Here is a 17,276-nt window from a genome sequence, read left to right on the forward strand (position 1 = left end):
TTTCGCGAGCAAGCTCGCTCCTACAAAGTGTTGATGGGATGCCATCAGTCCGGTCAATTAAATTGCACACAATTGAATTGCCTACTATGTTTCACCTTCTTCCCCTTTAATCGAGGCACTGCCATGAGCAACAACCTGCTGAGCATCCCGTGCACCACCATCAAGGGGGAGCAAAAGACCTTGGCCGATTTCGCCGGCAAGGCTGTCCTGGTGGTCAACACCGCCAGCAAATGCGGCTTCACCCCGCAGTACAAGGGCCTGGAGCAACTCTGGCAGCAGTACAAGGACCAGGGCCTGGTGGTGCTGGGCTTTCCTTGCAACCAGTTCGGCAAGCAGGAGCCCGGCGACGAAGGTGCGATTTCCGAATTCTGCGAGCTGAATTTCGGAGTCAGCTTCCCGTTGTTCAAGAAGATCGACGTCAATGGCAGCGATGCCCATCCACTGTTTGTGCAACTGAAAAAACAGGCGCCGGGCCTGCTGGGGTCCAAGGGCATCAAGTGGAATTTCACCAAGTTCCTCATCGGCCGCGACGGCCAGGTGGTTAAGCGCTTCGGTCCTACCACCAAGCCGCAGGACTTGACCCAAGAGATCGAAGCCTTGCTCAAATGACCGACCTGCCCACCGTGTCCCTGGCCCTGGACAACCAGCTGTGTTTCAAACTCTACGCTGCGTCACGCGCTGTCACCCGTGCCTATAAGCCGATGCTCGACCAGTTGGGGCTGACCTACCCGCAATATGTGGTGATGCTGGTGTTGTGGGAGTGGCACGCCACGCCTGCGCTGCAGCCGACGGTCAAGGCCCTGGGTCAACGCCTGATGCTCGACTCGGGCACGCTGACGCCGCTGCTCAAGCGTCTTGAGCAGCTTGAGTTAGTGACGCGCCGGCGCAGTGCCAGGGATGAGCGGGAAGTGCACTTGAGCCTGAGCGAGGCCGGTTTGCAACTGCGGGACCAGGCCCATAGCCTGAAGACCCGCTTGTTGTGTGATCGCGGCATCGACCTGAATCAGGCCGATGCCTTGCGCGATGGCCTCGACCAGTTGCTTGCGCAGCTTAAAGACTTGTCGTCCCCGGCACCCACAAGTCCAGCAGCGCGTTGAGTTCTTCACGGCGGAACGGTTTGGCCAGATAGTCATTCATGCCCGCCGCACGGCAGCGCTCGCGTTCTTCGGACAGGGCGTTGGCGGTCAACGCGACAATCGGCAGGTCCGGCCAGCGCCCGCTGCGACGAATCTGCCGGCTGGCCTCATAGCCGTCCATCACCGGCATGTTGCAGTCCATCAGCACCATATCGAAGCGCTGCTCTTCAAGAAACGTGAGTGCTTCGCCACCATGGGCGGCCACGATCACTTCGCAGCCCAGCTTGCTGAGCATACCCTTGGCTACCAGTTGGTTGACCGGGTTGTCCTCCACCAGCAGGATGCGCGCCCGATGTGCGAGCGGCGCGGCATCCAGTTGGACGGGGTCAAGCACCAGGTGCGCGTCGGTGCGTAAGTTGCGTTGCAGGATCTGGTACAGCGCGTTACGGCTCAAGGGGCGCGCTTGTTGGTGCAGCGGCACCAGCGCCGCGACTTCTTCGCTGGGCATGAAATTGCCGTAGGCGGTCACCAGCAGGATGGGCGCGGTAATGCCCGGTCGTATGCGGAACAGGCATTCCGGGCAGTCGGTAATCAGCAAGTCAGGCGTTTGCCCGCTCAAGTCGTCTTCCATGGTGAAACAACGGGGGGCCAGTCCCCAACTGGGCAGCAGGGTTGTGAGCAACTCTGTCAGGCCGCTGCCGGCGTTGGTGATGGCGATAACCTCACCTTTGAGCGGCGGTGGCTGTACGGCGGGCAAATGGGCAGGCAGTGGCAGGTCTGCGCAGAACTGGCTGCCAAAGCCCACTTCCGAGCTGATACTCAAACGTCCCTTCATCGCTTCGCACAGGTTGTGCGTCAGCGCCAGGCCCAGGCCTGTCCCGCCAAACTGGCGAGTGATACCGGCACCGGCCTGGGTGAACGGTTGGAAAATTTTCACCTGCGCTTCCTGCGCAATGCCGATGCCGGTATCGCAGACTTCAATGCGCACCCCGCCGTCGTGAGTGCGCAGGCGCACATCAACCCGACCAAAGCGTGTGAACTTCAAGGCGTTGGAGAGTAAGTTGCTGACAATCTGCCGCACACGGGTCGGATCACCCAGCACCTGGGCCGGGAACTGCGGGTCGATCAGGCAACTCAGTTCCACGCTCGGGGCGGCGTTCTGCGACAACAGGTTGGCGGTGTCTTCCACCAGCGCCCCCAGGTCGAACGGGATGCGTTCCAGCTCCAACTGGCCAGCGTCGAACTTGGACAGGTCGAGAATATCGTTGAGTAACTCCACCAGCACTTTGCCGGAGTCATGGGCGATAGACAGTTGCTGGCGCTGCTCGGCGTTCAACGGACTGTCCAGCGACAGTGCGATCATGCCCAGCAGGCCGTTGAGCGGGGTGCGGATTTCGTGACTCATGTTCGCCAGGAAGGCCGCCCGGGCCTGGGCCATGCCCAATGCATTCATCTTCGCCGCTTCCAGCTCATCGTTGGACTGGGTCAGTCGCTGGTTGCTGGCCTTGAGTTCAAGGGTGCGCGCGGAAACGATGTCTTCCAGTTGCCCCAGGTATTCAGTCAGCCGGTCTTCGGCGTGGCGGCGCTGTTGGATTTCGGTTTCCATGTTTTCGAATTGCTGGTTGGCGACGTTCACCAGCACACCGATTTCGTCGTGCTCATGCCCTGGCGGGCAGTCCAGGCGCGCCTGCTTGCGTGTGCTCAGCTCACGAATAATGCGCACCAGCGGCTGGGTCAGCATCATGTAGAACAGGCCCAGCAAAATCCCGCTCAGCAGCAGGCTGCGTGTGAACCCGTTGAGCAGGGTGATCTCGGCGCGGCGTAGGAACCGGCTACCAAAGGCGTAGGTGTCGACATCCAGGCGCAGTACGCCAAGTGACTCGTTGGGCATGTGACTCAGGAACAACTGGTCTTCGAACTGGCGGTTGGCGCCAAACATGAAGTCACTGATGGGCCGGTAGGTGCTTTCCTGGCGTGGTCGGTCGACATCGGCCAGCACCACGCCGTTGTTGTCGATCAACTGCGCGCGAATGATGGCGGGGGAATGGAGCAGGCCCAGCGTCAGTTCCTGGGCCAGTTCGGCATCGATGTTGTAGGCGATACGTGACGTAGGATTATGGCTGATTTCGATCAGCGAACGTATTTCGCGGTTGATGGAGGCGTCTTCGCTGGCATAATCAATGCCGATTTGGATCAGGCTGAGCAAGGTTCCCAAGACGAAACCGACCAGCACAGTCAATCGGGCTTGTTTATAAGACAAGCGGTGGGCGAACTTGATATCCATTGAGTGTTGAACCACTTCACGTTTCCCTTCGCCCGGCAAGCATAGCTGAACATCCACAAGCTCAGGCTTGCCCGGCATGAATCGTTTTTTACGCAGCCCCAAGCGGTCTGTCGCAGGGTTGCCAATACGCCATCTTTTGCAAGAACTTGCCAGAGGAATAATTGTGGATTCTCGATTGAGTGCCTTTCTAGAGCGAGCCGATGCAGTACTCGCTCGCCTGGAACCCCTGTTGCCCGCGCCACGCCAAGCCATCGACTGGGACCAGTGCCTGGCCGCCCGTTGGCAGCGCGAGGGCCGTAGTGGCTTCCTGTTGCCGCTGGACGTGAGCCTGGACATGCGCCTGTCCGATCTGATTGGCGTGGACAAGCAACGTGAAACACTGGCGCGCAACACCCAACAGTTTCTTGATGGCCTGCCTGCCAACCATGCGTTGCTGTGGGGGTCGCGGGGCACCGGTAAATCGTCCATGGTGCGCGCTTTGCTCGCGCAACATGCCAAGGCCGGTTTGCGCCTGATCGAAATCGAGCGTGACCACTTGGCCGATTTGCCGCGTGTGGTTGAGCAACTGCTCAAGTTACCGCAACGTTTCATCCTGTTCTGCGACGACCTGTCGTTCGAAGCTGGCGAAGGTGACTACCGCGTGCTCAAGAGCGTGCTCGATGGCTCCCTGGAACAGGCCCCCGAAAACGTGCTGCTGTATGCCACGTCCAACCGCCGCCATCTGGTGCCGGAAAACCAGAGCGACAACGATAACTGGAAGCGTGTGGACGGTGAACTGCACCCAAGCGAGGCGGTGGAAGACAAGATTGCCTTGTCCGACCGCTTTGGCTTGTGGCTGTCGTTCTACCCGTTCACTCAGGAACATTTCCTCGATGTGGTCGAGCACTGGATCGGTGAACTGGCGAACAAGGCGGGTTTGCAGTGGCAGCGCGATGAGGCCCTCGACATTCTCGCCGTGCGCTGGGCCACCGGGCGTGGCAACCGCAACGGTCGTTGCGCGTATCAATTCGCCCGTTACTGGGTGGGCCTCAAATTGCTGGAGCGTCAACCATGATCGATTTACGACAAGCCGGCACTGGCCTCGACGGCTATGCCATGCTGTGTGCCCAGTTGGAGTCGCTGCTGGCCGATGAGCGCGACTTCATCGCCAACAGTGCGCAGTTTTCGGCTTTCCTGTTCAGCCAGTTGGATGACCTGAACTGGGCCGGCTTTTACCTCAACCGCAATGAAGAGCTGGTGCTTGGCCCGTTCCAGGGGCAGATTGCCTGTGTGCGTATTCCGTTTGGCCGTGGGGTGTGCGGGGCGGCCGCGGCCTCGCGGCAAACCCAGCGGGTAGAAGATGTACACGCGTTTCCCGGGCATATCGCCTGTGACAGCGCGTCCAACAGCGAACTGGTGGTGCCACTGGTCAAGGACGGCAAATTGATTGGTGTCCTTGACCTCGATAGCCCGTCGTTGGCCCGCTTTACCCCGCAGGATCAGGCGGGTATCGAACAACTGGCGGCGATTTTCCTGCGCTTGACCGACTGCTGATCAAATAGGGGGCGCGGCCCGCCCCTTATTGGCTATCCAACTCGTTAAGCCGCACTTGGAGCATTCTCTCCAGCTCCAGCATCAGCTTCTCCAGGGACTTTATACCCGCTTCGATCAGGGGCGGCTCATCGCCCCGCGCACACGCCTGTTCGAGGGCTTCGCACTGCGAGGCCAGCGCACAGGCTTGAACGATGCGCGCAGCGCCCTTGATCTTGTGAGCCTGCTCGATGATGCCCTCGGCGCAGGCCTGTGCAGCCATCAGTGCGACCAACTCCTGGCGATCCTGGCGACTGCTGTTCAGTAATTCTTCCAGTAATAGGCGGCTCATGCGCGGGTCGCCACCGGTAAGGGCGTCGAAGTTGCCGATGTCCAGGATCAGACCGGTGGGTTGAGGACTGATCTTTGCCAGTTGCCGCTCCAGCGCCGTAAGGTTGATGGGTTTGAACAGGCAGTCATTCATGCCCGCCTGTGCGCAGCGTTGTTTCTCTTCGGGCTGGGCATTGGCAGTAAAACCCAGTACCACGCAAGGCGTCAGTTGTTCGCGCTGCTCGTATTCGCGGATCGAGCGGCTCAACTCGTAGCCATTCATGATCGGCATGTTGCAATCGGCGATCACCAGGTCGAAGTGCTCCTGACGCCAGGCCTGGAAGCCGGCGGCGCCGTTCTGGGCGGCGGTGTACTGATGGCCCAGGTAGCCGAGCTGCTGGCACATCAACAGGCGATTCGCCGGATGATCGTCCACCACCAGCACATTCAGCACAGGCACGTTCGTGGTTGCGGCGGGCTTGAGTTCGTCTACCATCTGCAGCGCCGGCAGGCGATTCATCTTCAGGCTCACGTGCACTTGGGTGCCTACCATGGGCACGCTGCTCAGGCTCAGTTGCCCGCCCATCATCGCGCACAGGCTGCGACAGATCACCAGCCCAAGGCCCGCACCGCTCCTGGCCAACTGGCCTGAGTTGTCCGCCTGCGCAAAGGGTTCGAACAGGCGCATCTGGTCGTCCCGGCTGATACCGATACCGGTGTCCTCCACCACCAGTTTCATCTCGACCTGTTGCGCCAGTTCAGTGGCTGATACTTCCACCTTGATTTTTACCTGGCCACGTTCGGTGAATTTGATGGCATTGCTGATCAGGTTGGACAGCACCTGCTTGAAACGCAGCGGGTCGATCAGGACTTCGGTGTGTTCAAGATCAGGCGTGAACTCCAGCAACAGGCTAAGGGTCTTCTGGCGGGCCAGACCGTCGAAGACACGCACCACCGACTCGATTACCTCCCTCAGGTTGACCCGTTCCGGTGCCAGGCTGAGGCGACCGGATTCAATGCGCGCAATGTCCAGGATGTCGCCGATCAGCTCCAGCAGATCCTTGGCCGAGTTGTAGGCGACTTCGATGGCCGGGCGGTCGAGGTGGCCCTGGTCCGCTCGCTTGAGTGTCAGCTCCAGCATGCCGATCACCGCGTTCATCGGCGTGCGGATTTCGTGGCTCATGGTGGCGAGGAACGTGCTCTTGGCCCGATTGGCTTCGTCGGCTCGCTCCTTGGCGGTGCGAAGTTCGTCGAACAGCTGGCGTCTCTCACTGATGTCGATCCAGCCACCGATGATGCCCTGAACTTCGCCGACGGAGTCGCGGTACGGCAGGATCCAGTGGTAGATCGTCAGTTTTTTTCCGCGGATATGCAGGGTGCGGTCCAGGATCAGCGGGTTGCCTTCGGCCACCACGCGCTGATAGTCGGCATGGTACTGCGCCGCCTCTACTGCAAGGGCTGTGCTGATCTGGACCGCGCTTTTACCTATCACGTCTTCGCGCTTGACGTCGAACGTCTGCAAGTAACTATCGTTGCAGGTCTGCAGCAGCCCCTTGTTATCACGTACGTAGATCGGGTGCGGGGTTTCATTGACCAGGGCGCGCATGAACTCGAACTGGTCATTGAGGGCGCGCTCGGCCATTTTTCGGTGCTTGATCTGGCGGCGCATGTACGCATTCCAGCTCAGGGAAACCAGTAGCAGCAGCCCGGTCCCGATGACGATGCGCGCAATCAGTTGGTGATAGTCACGCCAGTAGCTGTCTGAGTCGGCGGTATAGCCGCGCCAACGACTGTTGATCACTCCCAGTTCATCCGGCGCGATGCTGAGCAAAGCCTTGTCGAGAATCGAGCTGAGTTCGGTGGCGCTGCGTGATGTCGCCAGCCCGAAGGTGGCCGGCATCGTGCCGATGCTGAAGCTGATTTGAAGCTTGTCCTGGAGCATCTGCGAGGACAGGAAGTAATTGGCGACCACCAGGGTATTCACCGCGCCTTCTACATTGCCTTGTACCAGCAGTTCGGCTGACTTGAACGTATCGCCGGTTTCTACCAGCTGGATCTTTGGGAAGTGCTCACGCAGGAATTTTTTCAGCGGACTGCCTTGTGTGACCGCCAGGCGCTTGCCCTCCATTTCCTCCAGGCCTGTGGGTGCCTGGCCGTCCTTGCGCGTCAGCATCACGTAGGAGTTTTCCAGGTACGGACGACTGAAGTTCAGTTGGGCTTCTCGCTCGACGCTTGGGATGATGGCTCCGATGATGTCCGCCTTGCCGGTTTCTACATGCTCGATCATCGTGTTCACATCGCGCCCGCGCTGGATCTCGAAGCGCAGCCCGGTGCGCAGGCGAATCAGTTCCAGCAAGTCGGCAGTAACGCCGCGAAAATTGCCATCGGTGTCGAAGAATGTCAGCGGCGCAAAGGTGGGGTTCACGATCACTTTGACTACCGGGTTTTCTCTCAGCCAACGTTCTTCGCGAAAGGTCAGTTGCAGCTTTTGGTCGGTCAACAGGATGTCGCTGCCGGCACTCCAGCGCTTGGCGATCGTTTCCCGTTCGGAGGTGGGTACGGCCCTCAGTACGGCGTCGACAATGCTCAACAGCGTTTGCTGTTCCTCGGGCATTGCAAAGCTGAATCCATAGGCTTCATGTTTGCCGAAGTTCGCCATGCGAATATTCTTCAGGTAGCCCTTGTTGATCATGTAGTGGGTGGAAATGGTATCGCCGAGAAATACGTCTGCCTGGTCGAAAGCCACTGCATTCAAGGCGTTTTGATAAGAAGGGTAGGCACGGATGATTGCCTTGGGGTACAGCTTTTCCACCTCGTGCAGCGGCAGGTAGTGATAGACCAGTGCCAGGCGCATGCCGGCCAGCCCATCACTCAGGCTGCGGGTTTCGCCTTCGCGGGTCACCAGGACCGGCCGGTCCACGGCATACGGCGCCGACAGGGTCAGCTTGGGGTTTGCCGCTTCAAAGCTGTTGGATGAGCCCAGTAAATCGATATCCCCCGCTTCGAGGGCTCGAATGGCGGCCTCTCGGGAGGGGTAGCGCAACACCTTTACCGGCACGGCCAGCGCCATTGCCAGCAGGCCGGCATAGTCGGCGGTGAGTCCTTCATAGTCACGCCCGCTGGAGGTGAGGTCAAAAGGCGGGTAGTCAGGAAACGCCGCGCCCAGTACCAGTTCACGTTTGTTCTGGAGCCATTGGCGCTGGGCCTTGTTCAGGTGGGGTTCCAACTGTACGGAGCTCGCGCGACTCAATAGGTTGAAATGCTCCGGGCTCGCTGGTGGGGTTGCAGGCACAGCGGTGCTGAAGCACAAACCGGCACTCAATATAATCAAATAGTCCTTTATACGCCTGGGCATCCGCTTTCTCACACTAGCGCGTTTCGTTTTGCCATCTCGATAAGTTCTACCAAGGATTTGGCTTGAAGTTTTTGCATCAGCCTCTTTTTATATGTACTTACTGTTTTGTTACTCAGGAACATACCTTTGGCGATTTCCTTGTTGGTGCGGCCTTGTGCAAAAAGTTGCAATACCATCAACTCACGATCGTTAACGGCCTTGAACAGTTCAAGTTCCTTGCCGCTCTCATCGCCGGGGGTCAAGGCCTGGCTGGGGAAGTAGTTGTAACCGGACAGTACGGCGCGGATGGCGCTCATCAGCTCGCTCAGGTCGCCTTCCTTGCACACGTAGCCATCGGCCCCCGAACGCATGCAACGCGTGGCGAACAGGGTGGGGGATTGAGCCGTCAGAACCAGGGTTTTCATCGAGGCGTTCATGGCGTTGAATCGGCACAGCACTTCCAGGCCGTCGAGTTTTGGAATGCTGATGTCCAGGATGATCAGGTCCGGCATGCATTCGCGGACCATTTGTATGGCGTCGCATCCGTTATCGGTTTCGCCGACTACTTTGAAGTTCTCTTCGTGCTCCAACAACATTCGTATGGCAAGTCTTATAACGGGATGGTCGTCAATAATAAAAACTGTGTTCATGATCATATTCCATGCAAGTACAAATAAAGCGGGCACATTAGCTCAGAAGCCGATGGGTAAGCATGAACTTGAGTGGCAACAGGTATAAAATAGGAAAGTTCCTACATTAAAAAAGGTAAAAGCCTACCGATCCTTAAGGCGCTGCAACGCGAGGGCGCAGCGTTCCGCAGGGGCGTGGGCTGAACTGTCATGACAAGGACTTTACGGTAGTTGCGCGCGAATTTTCCGAACGGTCGATTTGTTTAAAGTCCTACGTTTATAACGTGAGTAATGTATGGGTCAAACGGGCAAGCTCATCTTTATTCAACGGCTTTGGCAAATAACCGAGCAACGGCAGGCCACGTTTGAGGGCTTGGGTTTGCAATGCTGAAAGTTCTGCCTCGGGAAGTCCGCTGAGCAAGATGGCGGCCTTGATAAACCGTTGGCGACTGGCGATTTCAATCAATTCAAGCCCAGGCAGGTCGGGTAGGCACTGGTCACACAGGATGATGTCGAAGGGCGCGTCGGCCTCGGTCATCAAGCGGATTGCCTGCTCGGCGTTTTCGGCCGGGGCCAGGTGCTCGAAGCCGAAGCTTCTCAGCAGGCACTGGGTGGCCAGCAGTTGAAAGGGATGGTCCTCCACCAACAGGATCCGAAGGGGGTAACTGGGCATAGAAGGCACACGGTGAGTCAAGCGTCGATAGGGGGCACGTAGGAACTGTTCACCAGACCTGCCCGGAGCGTGCGCGATTATTCTTCGGGTGCTTGTGCGAATTCGATCAGGCCGCTCTGTTCCCATCGTAGGCAGATTCTGTTCAGTGAACAGGCGGCATGATCAGTGTGGTTATTGGGGGCTGGAGCGCCCGGTCATCTCCCGTGCCATCTCGGTGGCATAGCTGTCGGTCATGCCGGCGATAAAGTCGATCATCCGCAGGAACGACTTGTGCAACGGCCAGGCAGGGTCGGGCGCGTTGTTGCCCAGCAGGTCGAGAATGCGCCGGTTCTTGAACGACGGCGTGCGCCCGCCGTGCTGCTCCAGGGCCGCGCCGCAAAAGGCGTTCAGCAGAATTTCCAGGGTGGTGTAGGCGCCGATTTCGTGCAAGGTCTTGCGCTTGTCCTGGAAGATCTTCTTGCGCGCCATGTCCTTGGCGTCCAGCACGCAGCGTTTGGCGGGGCCGTGCATGTGTTCCACCAGGTCGCCGGGCAGGGTGCCGGCAAGCAAGGCATCCTGTTGTTCGACGAAGGCTCGCGCCGCTGCGTTGGTCAAGTGCTCGATGGCCTTGCCGCGCAGGATTGCCAGCTTGCGTCGGCGTGAGTCCTGGGAGCCCAGTTGCCGGTAAGTCTGCGGCAGGTCGTCGCCCACCAGGTCGAGCAGCAGTGACTCGACTTCGGCGTACTGCAGCAGGTCCATTTCCAGGCCGTCTTCCAGGTCGATCAGGGCGTAGCAGATGTCGTCCGCGGCCTCCATCAGATAGACCAGTGGGTGGCGAGCCCAGCGTTGTTCCTCGAGTTGCGGCAGGCCGAGCTTGCTGGCGATTTGTTCGAGGATCGGCAACTCGCTCTGGTAGCAGCCGAACTTATGTTTCTTGTAACCCAGGGAGTCGGCGTGGCGCGCGGTCCAGGGGTACTTGAGGTACGTGCCCAAGGTCGCGTAGGTCAGGCGCGTGCCGCCGTCGAACTGGTGGTATTCCAGCTGGGTCAGTACCCGGAACCCTTGGGCATTGCCTTCGAAGTTGAGGAAATCATTACGCTCGGCGGAGCTCATGTCGTCCAGCCAGCCGCGCCCCGCTGCCTGCTGGAACCAGTGGCGGATGGCGTCTTCGCCGGAATGCCCGAACGGTGGGTTGCCGATGTCATGGGCCAGGCAGGCCGATTGCACCACCATGCCCAGGTCGCTCGGGTCGCACCAGTCGGGCAGGGCGCTGCGCAGGGTTTCGCCCACGCGCATGCCGAGGGAGCGGCCTACGCAGCTGACTTCCAGGGAGTGAGTCAGGCGTGTATGGATATGGTCGTTGCTGGACACCGGGTGCACTTGGGTCTTGCGGCCCAGGCGGCGAAACGCGCCGGAGAAGATAATGCGGTCATGGTCTTTGTGAAACGGGCTGCGGCCGAGTTCTTCCGGGCTGTGCAGGGGTTTTCCAAGGCGTTCGCGGGTAAGCAGGGTGGGCCAATCCAAGGCGGGTACTCTCCGTACGGTGAATGACCCTCCCAGCTTCCCGGTTCCGCCCTGACGGGGCAAGCGAAAATCTACAGGCCTGCCGCGTCGATATCGATTAACAGCAAGCGCTGACCGTTATCGAAGAATTGTCCGGCGGTGAGGCAGTACTGGTTGGTGGTTGCGTCACGGTAGGTCGAAGATAAGGTCAGACGACGCTCCTCCCACCCTTCGGCCAGCAGGTGATAGAAGTACGGCCGCCAGGACCAGTTGTGGCCCAGGTAGCGGCTGTCGGCCTGCCAGGCGTCCTGGCGCCATTCGAAGTTGGGGGTTAACTGGGTGCCATGTCGGTCGCACTGGTAAAAGCGCAGCAGCCAGGGGAAAGCCGGCAGTTGGGGCAAGTGATCCAGCGGGGCTTGAGCCTGTGCCCAGGTTTGCAGGATCTTCATCAGTTCGGCCAATTGCTGGCGCAGTAGCATGATGCGTCCGCGTTCGGCCAGCTTCTGCTGGACATACGCCGCGCGCAGTTGGTCAAAACGCGGCACGAATGCATCGGTGGCGAACCAGTCCAACTGTGCCTGGGCAAACAGATAGCCCTGCACATAGCGCGAACCGCATTCCAGGGCGAAGCTCAGTTGCGCTTCGGTTTCCACGCCCTCGGCAATGATCCAGCAGCCGGTTTTTTCCGCCATTTGCGCCAATGCCCGCACCACCTCACTGCTCGGTCCGCCCCGTGCCGCTTCCTGGAACAGGCGCATGTCCAGCTTGAGAATATCCGGCTGCAACGCCAACACCCGGTCAAGCTGTGAGTAGCCGGCGCCGAAATCATCGATGGCGATGCGTGCACCGGCCTGGCGATAGCGTGCCACCACCTCGGCCAGGCGCTGGATGTCACCGCCCAATTCGGTGATCTCGAACACGATGCGCTGCGGATCGACGCCATGGGCGTGGATCTGTTTGAGGCTTGGCAGCGCCTGGCCCGGGCGCAGTTGGTTGATCCAGCGCGGCGAGATATTCAGGCTGAGGAACCAGTCTTCGGGGGCTTCATGCAGGCGGCTCAAGGCATTGTCGCGGATCTGCCGGTCGAGACGGCGCAAGGTGGCGCCCGGGGTGCGCGGGTCGGCGAACAATGGGCCCACGGACTGCAAGCAGCCGTCAGCCTGGCGTAGACGGCCCAAGGCTTCGACGCCAGCAATACGACCGGTGGCGGTGTCGATAAACGGCTGGAAACAGGCGAGCGGTTGCCCGTCGATCACGGGGCCTCCTTAAGAGAGGTGGCGAAAAAAGGCCCGGCCCTCGAAAACGAGGACCGGGCCGATTCTGTTAGCAAGAATGCAGCCAGCAGGCTCAACCTTTGCGAGAATTGCCCTGCATGGCCAGTTTGATCAGCGGGATTAATCCGGCACCGAGCCGAACCAGGCGCGTCACACTGCTGATCCCGCCGCCCTTGGCGCCCTTACCGGTGAAGAAACCGATCAGCGTTACAGCGGCCACGCCCCACAGGGGCGCGTGCTTGATGCCCAGGCCGCCCTGAAAGCTTTGGCCCATGTTGCGCACCTTGTTCAGCGGCACCATCAATTGCTGGGACTCGTGGCGAATCTCCTGGCGGTGCATCTCCATGCGCAGGCGGATCAATGCCTTGCGCATTTCCCGGCGGGAGGTTTGCTGGATTTCATTCGAGCTCATGGCAACAGGCGCTCCCGATCATTGGCCAGCTCTTCGAGGGTGGCGTGGAACGGCGTGGACTCATCGAACACTGCCGCTTTCAAGCGCACCCCGCAGAAGGCGGCGGCCAGGGTATAGAACACACAGAGGCAAATGATGCCGGTCAAGCGGTAGCCGGTGTCCCACACCAGGATCATCACCAATGTCGATAATCCCACCAGCAACAACAGGGCAAACACCAGCGCCAGGCCGGCAAACAGCAGCAGGCTGACGGTGCGGGCCTTCTGCTCCTGCAATTCGATGCCAAACAGTTCGACGTGGCTGTGCAGCAAGCCAAGAACGGCCGCGCCCAGTCGCCTCGAGGTAGTACCAGTGGACGAGCCAGTTTCGCCGATAGACATGATTAGCGCCTTGTGGCCAGCAGGCCGATCAGAAAGCCCACGCCGGCGGCAATGCCTACCGACTGCCAAGGGTTGGCCTGCACGTAATCTTCGGTCGCGGTAACTGCCGCCTGGCCGCGTTCGCGCAGCGAGTCTTCGGTTTGCTTGAGGGTTTCGCGGGCCTGCAACAGCGTGTCATGAATCTTGGCACGCAGCTCATCGGCCTGGTCGCCCGCAAGCACCTTGGTGTCGTCCAGCAACCTTTCGGTGTCAGTCACCAGGGTTTGAAAATCCGCCATCAGTATTTCTTGAGCAGTCTTTGCAGTTCTTCTGGCCATGGTTATCTCCGTGATTGGCTGATCTGTACGTGTGGTTTCGAGTCACCGGTATCGGTGAAGGTTCAGTGCAATTGTGTGGTACAGCTTTTGCTTTGCCTTGGTGCGCACGCCCCTGGGCTTGCGCTGAATCCGGGCGGTCGGGGCTCAAGTCTCGAAAAACCTTACCCTAAATAACTGAAACTCGCGGAAAAACCCTGTCGGCAACAGCCTGTTGTGTTGAACGCTGCGCTAAAGCGGTTCACGCCCTCTGAAGAGGGGCGGTGCCGGTGGTGCCAATTTAGTGCGCGCAACCCCTGGCTTGAACCGCTTTGGTGCTTTTTGCCTTTAACGCAGGCCTGCCAACCTCCATGGAAAATTTGCAAAGTGCGGTGGACACCTTGGTCCACAGCTCCAATACCCTGTTTATCCTGATCGGTGCGGTCATGGTCCTGGCCATGCACGCCGGCTTCGCGTTTCTGGAAGTCGGGACGGTGCGCCAGAAAAACCAGGTCAACGCCCTGTCGAAGATCCTCAGCGACTTCGCCATCTCCACCCTGGCCTATTTCTTTATAGGCTATTGGATCTCCTATGGTGTGAGCTTCATGCAACCGGCGGCCGTGATCAGCGCCGATCATGGTTACGGCCTGGTGAAGTTCTTCTTCCTGCTGACGTTTGCAGCAGCGATCCCAGCGATCATCTCCGGCGGTATTGCGGAGCGTGCAAAGTTCGCTCCGCAGTTGTGCGCCACCGCGCTGATCGTGGCGTTTATCTATCCGTTTTTCGAAGGCATGGTGTGGAACGGCAATTTCGGCCTGCAGGCCTGGCTGCTCAAGACGTTCGGCGCCAGCTTCCATGATTTTGCCGGCTCCGTGGTGGTGCATGCCATGGGCGGCTGGCTGGCGCTGGCGGCGGTGTTGCTGCTGGGCCCACGCAATGGGCGCTACCGCGAAGGGCGCCTGGTCGCATTCGCGCCGTCGAGTATTCCGTTCCTGGCCCTGGGCTCGTGGATTTTGATCGTCGGCTGGTTCGGCTTTAACGTGATGAGCGCGCAAACCCTCGACGGTGTCAGCGGCCTGGTGGCGGTCAACTCGCTGATGGCCATGGTGGGTGGCACCGTTGCCGCCCTGGTGATCGGCCGCAATGACCCCGGCTTCCTGCACAACGGTCCGTTGGCCGGTCTGGTGGCGATCTGCGCCGGTTCCGACCTGATGCACCCGGTGGGCGCGCTGGTCACCGGTGTGGTCGCGGGCGGGCTGTTTGTGTGGTGCTTTATCGCCGCCCAGGATCGCTGGAAGATCGACGACGTGTTGGGTGTATGGCCACTGCATGGCCTGTGCGGGGTATGGGGCGGGATTGCGTGCGGCATTTTTGGCCAGACGGCGCTGGGTGGATTGGGCGGCGTGAGCCTGATCAGCCAATTGATCGGCACGGGGCTTGGTGTGGCCGTGGCGTTCGGCGGCGGCCTGCTGGTGTACGGCGTGATCAAGCGCGTGCACGGGCTGCGCCTGAGCCAGGAAGAGGAGTATTACGGCGCAGACCTGTCGATCCACAAGATCGGTGCGGTCAGTCAGGACTGATCGGCGCCTCTTCGTCGGTGTTCGGGTGTGTGTAAAAACCGTGCAGCAGGCGATAGCGGTTATGCCGTACTTCATCGACCCGCGCCTGCACCTGTTGGTCCGGCAGGCCCAGCAGAATCAAGGCGTGCGAGGCGAGCATCAGGCTCGACTCCAGCAGCTCGGGCACCACTTCGCTGGCGCCCGCGGCTTTCAATTCAGCCCACTGGCTGTCATCGCGGGTGCGCACCAGGATTGGCACGTCGGGGTTGATATGGCGTGCTTCCTTGAGCACCGCCAGGGCGACATCACTGTTGTCCACGGCAATCACCACCAGGCGCGCCCGTTCCAGGCCCACCGCACTGAGTAGGGCACCGCGACGACAGTCGCCGTAATGCACGCTGCTGTCTTCGGTGGCGGCTTCCTGCACCCGTTCCGGGTCGTCATCGAGGGCGATAAACGCCTGTTGCTCATTGCGCAGAAAGCGCCCGATGGATTGCCCGACCCGGCCATAGCCGCAGATGACCGCATGCCCTTGTAATTGGGCGTTGAGGGCGGTGATCTGTTCCAATTGCACCTGTTGGTTGGGCTTGCGGTGCAGGCGCAGGGCAATCGCCGGCGCGGCGCGCAGCAGCAGTGGGGTCAACAGCATCGAACAGAACGTGGCGGCGAGCAGCAAACCGTTGAATTCATCGGGGACCAACCGGCTCTGCTGCATCTGCGCCATCAGCGCAAAACAGAACTCACCGCCCTGGGCCAGTGCCAGGCCGCTGCGCCAGGCGGTTTCACTGTCGCTGCCACGCAGCTTGACCAACGCAGCCACCACACACCCTTTGATCAGCATCAGCGCGAGGGTCATGCCAAGGATCAACAGGCTGTGGCTGACGAACAACTGCAGGTCGATAAGCATGCCGATGCTGACGAAAAACAGCCCCAGCAGGATGTCGCGAAAGGGCCGGATATCCGCTTCGATCTGATGGCGGTAATGGCTTTCGCCCAGCAGCATGCCGGCCAGGAAGGCGCCGAGGGCAGGGGAGAGGCCCAGCAAGTGGGTGAGCCAGGCCGTCAGCAAGACGATCACCAGCGCCAGTAGCACAAACAGCTCTGCCGAATGGGAAGCGGCGACCTCATGAAACAAGCGCGGCAATAACCAGCGACTGGCGAGCAGCAGGCCCACGAACAACACCACGGTTTTGCCCAGCGTCAGCGGCAATGCCCAGTACCAGGCCTGCTCGCTGCTGCCGGCGAACACCGGTACCAACGTCAGCAACAACACCGCCACCACATCCTGGAACAGCAACACGCCGATCGCGTTCTGGCCATGGCTGCTGAAGATTTCGCCGAGGCTGGTCAGCTCCTTGCTGACGATCGCCGTGGATGAGAGCGTCAGCCCCGCTCCCAGCAACAAGGCGATGCCCGGCGCCACACCAAAGGCCATCAACAAGCCCCCCAGCAGCACGCTGCAACCCAGCACCTGCAAGCTGCCCAGGCCAAACACCACGCGGCGCAGGGCGAGCATCTTGGTCAGGGAAAACTCCAGGCCCAGGGAAAACAGCAGGAACACTACGCCCAGTTCGGCGAGGTCAGGCAGCTCTTCGCTGTCATTCACCCAGTCCAGGGCGGTGGGCCCCACGGCCAGGCCCACGCACAGGTAGCCCAGCACGGGTGGCAACTGCAGCCGGCGAAACAGTGCAATCACCACCAGGGATGAGGCCAGAATGATCAGCAGGTTGGCGAACACAAGCATCTCCGTTGCAGGGTGAGCGGGCAAAAAGCCGCGAGAATCGCTGAATCAGTTATAGGCCATGGTGATCTGAGTCAGGGTTTATTGTGGCCGGCGGGTTTCCGGAGAGCGAACGCTGTACCTGTGGCGAGCGGGCTTGCCCCGCGTTGGGCTGCGAAGCGGCCCCAAAACAAGCACCGTATTTCTGTCTGAAGGAGCGCGGTGGCACTACCGGGGCCGCTTCGCGCCCCAACGCGGGGCAAGCCCGCTCGCCACAACAAGCCCGTTTGCCACAGAAAGCCCGCTCGCCACAGGGTTTTG

General features: G+C 60.2%; 15 protein-coding genes. 5 read left to right on the forward strand and 10 right to left on the reverse strand.

The annotated features are described in order from the left end of the window. The first annotated feature begins 123 nt into the window (after positions 1 to 123). Together FIV39_RS26775 and FIV39_RS26780 are read left to right on the forward strand one after the other, a co-directional pair. Positions 124 to 609, forward strand: a complete 486-nt coding sequence (locus FIV39_RS26775; protein WP_090407255.1) for a glutathione peroxidase — start codon at positions 124 to 126, stop codon at positions 607 to 609. Next, positions 606 to 1,097, forward strand: coding sequence for a MarR family winged helix-turn-helix transcriptional regulator (locus FIV39_RS26780; protein WP_090407253.1), 492 nt, complete (start codon positions 606 to 608; stop codon positions 1,095 to 1,097). The genes FIV39_RS26775 and FIV39_RS26780 overlap by 4 nt, the downstream gene beginning before the upstream one ends. Here FIV39_RS26780 and FIV39_RS26785 read toward each other — a convergent pair. After that, positions 1,051 to 3,360, reverse strand: coding sequence for a hybrid sensor histidine kinase/response regulator (locus FIV39_RS26785; RefSeq protein WP_090407250.1), 2,310 nt, complete (start codon positions 3,358 to 3,360; stop codon positions 1,051 to 1,053). The two genes, FIV39_RS26780 and FIV39_RS26785, sit on opposite strands and share 47 nt — an antisense overlap. 163 nt (positions 3,361 to 3,523) lie before the next feature. Between FIV39_RS26785 and FIV39_RS26790 the strand changes: the two genes are divergently transcribed. Both FIV39_RS26790 and FIV39_RS26795 read left to right on the forward strand, forming a co-directional pair. Further along, positions 3,524 to 4,414: an ATP-binding protein gene (locus tag FIV39_RS26790; RefSeq protein ID WP_090407247.1), complete on the forward strand. Its 891-nt coding sequence runs from the start codon at positions 3,524 to 3,526 to the stop codon at positions 4,412 to 4,414. Further along, positions 4,411 to 4,893 carry a GAF domain-containing protein gene (locus tag FIV39_RS26795; protein ID WP_090407244.1) on the forward strand — a complete coding sequence of 161 codons (483 nt, stop codon included), beginning with the start codon at positions 4,411 to 4,413 and terminating at the stop codon, positions 4,891 to 4,893. Before FIV39_RS26790 ends, FIV39_RS26795 begins: the two co-directional genes overlap by 4 nt. Before the next feature lie 25 nt (positions 4,894 to 4,918). Here FIV39_RS26795 and FIV39_RS26800 read toward each other — a convergent pair whose 3' ends face one another. From FIV39_RS26800 to FIV39_RS26835, 8 genes are all read right to left on the reverse strand, one after another. After that, a complete protein-coding gene (locus tag FIV39_RS26800) occupies positions 4,919 to 8,554 on the reverse strand; it encodes a transporter substrate-binding domain-containing protein (RefSeq protein ID WP_090407241.1) in 3,636 nt (1,211 codons plus the stop codon). A gap of 8 nt (positions 8,555 to 8,562) precedes the next feature. Then, positions 8,563 to 9,183 (reverse strand): response regulator transcription factor, encoded by a 621-nt coding sequence (locus FIV39_RS26805; protein WP_090407238.1) that lies wholly within the window; start codon positions 9,181 to 9,183, stop codon positions 8,563 to 8,565. Between the two features lie 256 nt (positions 9,184 to 9,439). Continuing rightward, positions 9,440 to 9,835: a response regulator gene (locus FIV39_RS26810; RefSeq protein WP_090407233.1), complete on the reverse strand. Its 396-nt coding sequence runs from the start codon at positions 9,833 to 9,835 to the stop codon at positions 9,440 to 9,442. A gap of 171 nt (positions 9,836 to 10,006) precedes the next feature. Beyond that, a complete protein-coding gene (locus tag FIV39_RS26815; RefSeq protein WP_090407231.1) occupies positions 10,007 to 11,338 on the reverse strand; it encodes a deoxyguanosinetriphosphate triphosphohydrolase in 1,332 nt (443 codons plus the stop codon). A 71-nt stretch (positions 11,339 to 11,409) separates the two neighbouring features. After that, the gene (locus FIV39_RS26820; RefSeq protein WP_090407228.1) at positions 11,410 to 12,573 is read right to left on the reverse strand and encodes an EAL domain-containing protein; all 1,164 of its coding nucleotides are present in this window, start codon (positions 12,571 to 12,573) and stop codon (positions 11,410 to 11,412) included. 91 nt (positions 12,574 to 12,664) lie between these two features. After that, positions 12,665 to 13,003 carry a hypothetical protein gene (locus FIV39_RS26825; protein WP_053130627.1) on the reverse strand — a complete coding sequence of 113 codons (339 nt, stop codon included), beginning with the start codon at positions 13,001 to 13,003 and terminating at the stop codon, positions 12,665 to 12,667. Further along, entirely contained in the window at positions 13,000 to 13,383 is a 384-nt protein-coding gene (locus FIV39_RS26830; protein ID WP_033901397.1) for a phage holin family protein, read from the reverse strand. The genes FIV39_RS26825 and FIV39_RS26830 overlap by 4 nt, the downstream gene beginning before the upstream one ends. Before the next feature lie 2 nt (positions 13,384 to 13,385). Next, positions 13,386 to 13,700: a DUF883 family protein gene (locus tag FIV39_RS26835; RefSeq protein WP_012723021.1), complete on the reverse strand. Its 315-nt coding sequence runs from the start codon at positions 13,698 to 13,700 to the stop codon at positions 13,386 to 13,388. 347 nt (positions 13,701 to 14,047) lie between these two features. Between FIV39_RS26835 and FIV39_RS26840 the strand changes: the two genes are divergently transcribed. Next, positions 14,048 to 15,256 carry an ammonium transporter gene (locus FIV39_RS26840; protein ID WP_090410096.1) on the forward strand — a complete coding sequence of 403 codons (1,209 nt, stop codon included), beginning with the start codon at positions 14,048 to 14,050 and terminating at the stop codon, positions 15,254 to 15,256. Here FIV39_RS26840 and FIV39_RS26845 read toward each other — a convergent pair. Continuing rightward, complete coding sequence (locus FIV39_RS26845) at positions 15,243 to 16,979, reverse strand: cation:proton antiporter (RefSeq protein ID WP_244176398.1); 1,737 nt, start codon at positions 16,977 to 16,979, stop codon at positions 15,243 to 15,245. The genes FIV39_RS26840 and FIV39_RS26845 overlap by 14 nt on opposite strands. Positions 16,980 to 17,276: the final 297 nt, after the last annotated feature.

The sequence above is a fragment of the Pseudomonas grimontii genome (assembly GCF_007858185.1).
In the GTDB taxonomy this organism is placed as follows: Bacteria; Pseudomonadota; Gammaproteobacteria; order Pseudomonadales; family Pseudomonadaceae; genus Aquipseudomonas; species Aquipseudomonas grimontii.

Coding starts and splice junctions, on each gene's coding strand:
- FIV39_RS26775 (WP_090407255.1), top strand. CDS start 124: ATGAGCAACAACCTGCTGAGCATCCCGTGCACCACCATCAAGGGGGAG.
- FIV39_RS26780 (WP_090407253.1), top strand. CDS start 606: ATGACCGACCTGCCCACCGTGTCCCTGGCCCTGGACAACCAGCTGTGT.
- FIV39_RS26785 (WP_090407250.1), bottom strand. CDS start 3,360: ATGGATATCAAGTTCGCCCACCGCTTGTCTTATAAACAAGCCCGATTG.
- FIV39_RS26795 (WP_090407244.1), top strand. CDS start 4,411: ATGATCGATTTACGACAAGCCGGCACTGGCCTCGACGGCTATGCCATG.
- FIV39_RS26800 (WP_090407241.1), bottom strand. CDS start 8,554: ATGCCCAGGCGTATAAAGGACTATTTGATTATATTGAGTGCCGGTTTG.
- FIV39_RS26805 (WP_090407238.1), bottom strand. CDS start 9,183: ATGAACACAGTTTTTATTATTGACGACCATCCCGTTATAAGACTTGCC.
- FIV39_RS26810 (WP_090407233.1), bottom strand. CDS start 9,835: ATGCCCAGTTACCCCCTTCGGATCCTGTTGGTGGAGGACCATCCCTTT.
- FIV39_RS26825 (WP_053130627.1), bottom strand. CDS start 13,003: ATGAGCTCGAATGAAATCCAGCAAACCTCCCGCCGGGAAATGCGCAAG.
- FIV39_RS26830 (WP_033901397.1), bottom strand. CDS start 13,383: ATGTCTATCGGCGAAACTGGCTCGTCCACTGGTACTACCTCGAGGCGA.
- FIV39_RS26835 (WP_012723021.1), bottom strand. CDS start 13,700: ATGGCCAGAAGAACTGCAAAGACTGCTCAAGAAATACTGATGGCGGAT.
- FIV39_RS26840 (WP_090410096.1), top strand. CDS start 14,048: ATGGAAAATTTGCAAAGTGCGGTGGACACCTTGGTCCACAGCTCCAAT.
- FIV39_RS26845 (WP_244176398.1), bottom strand. CDS start 16,979: ATGCTTGTGTTCGCCAACCTGCTGATCATTCTGGCCTCATCCCTGGTG.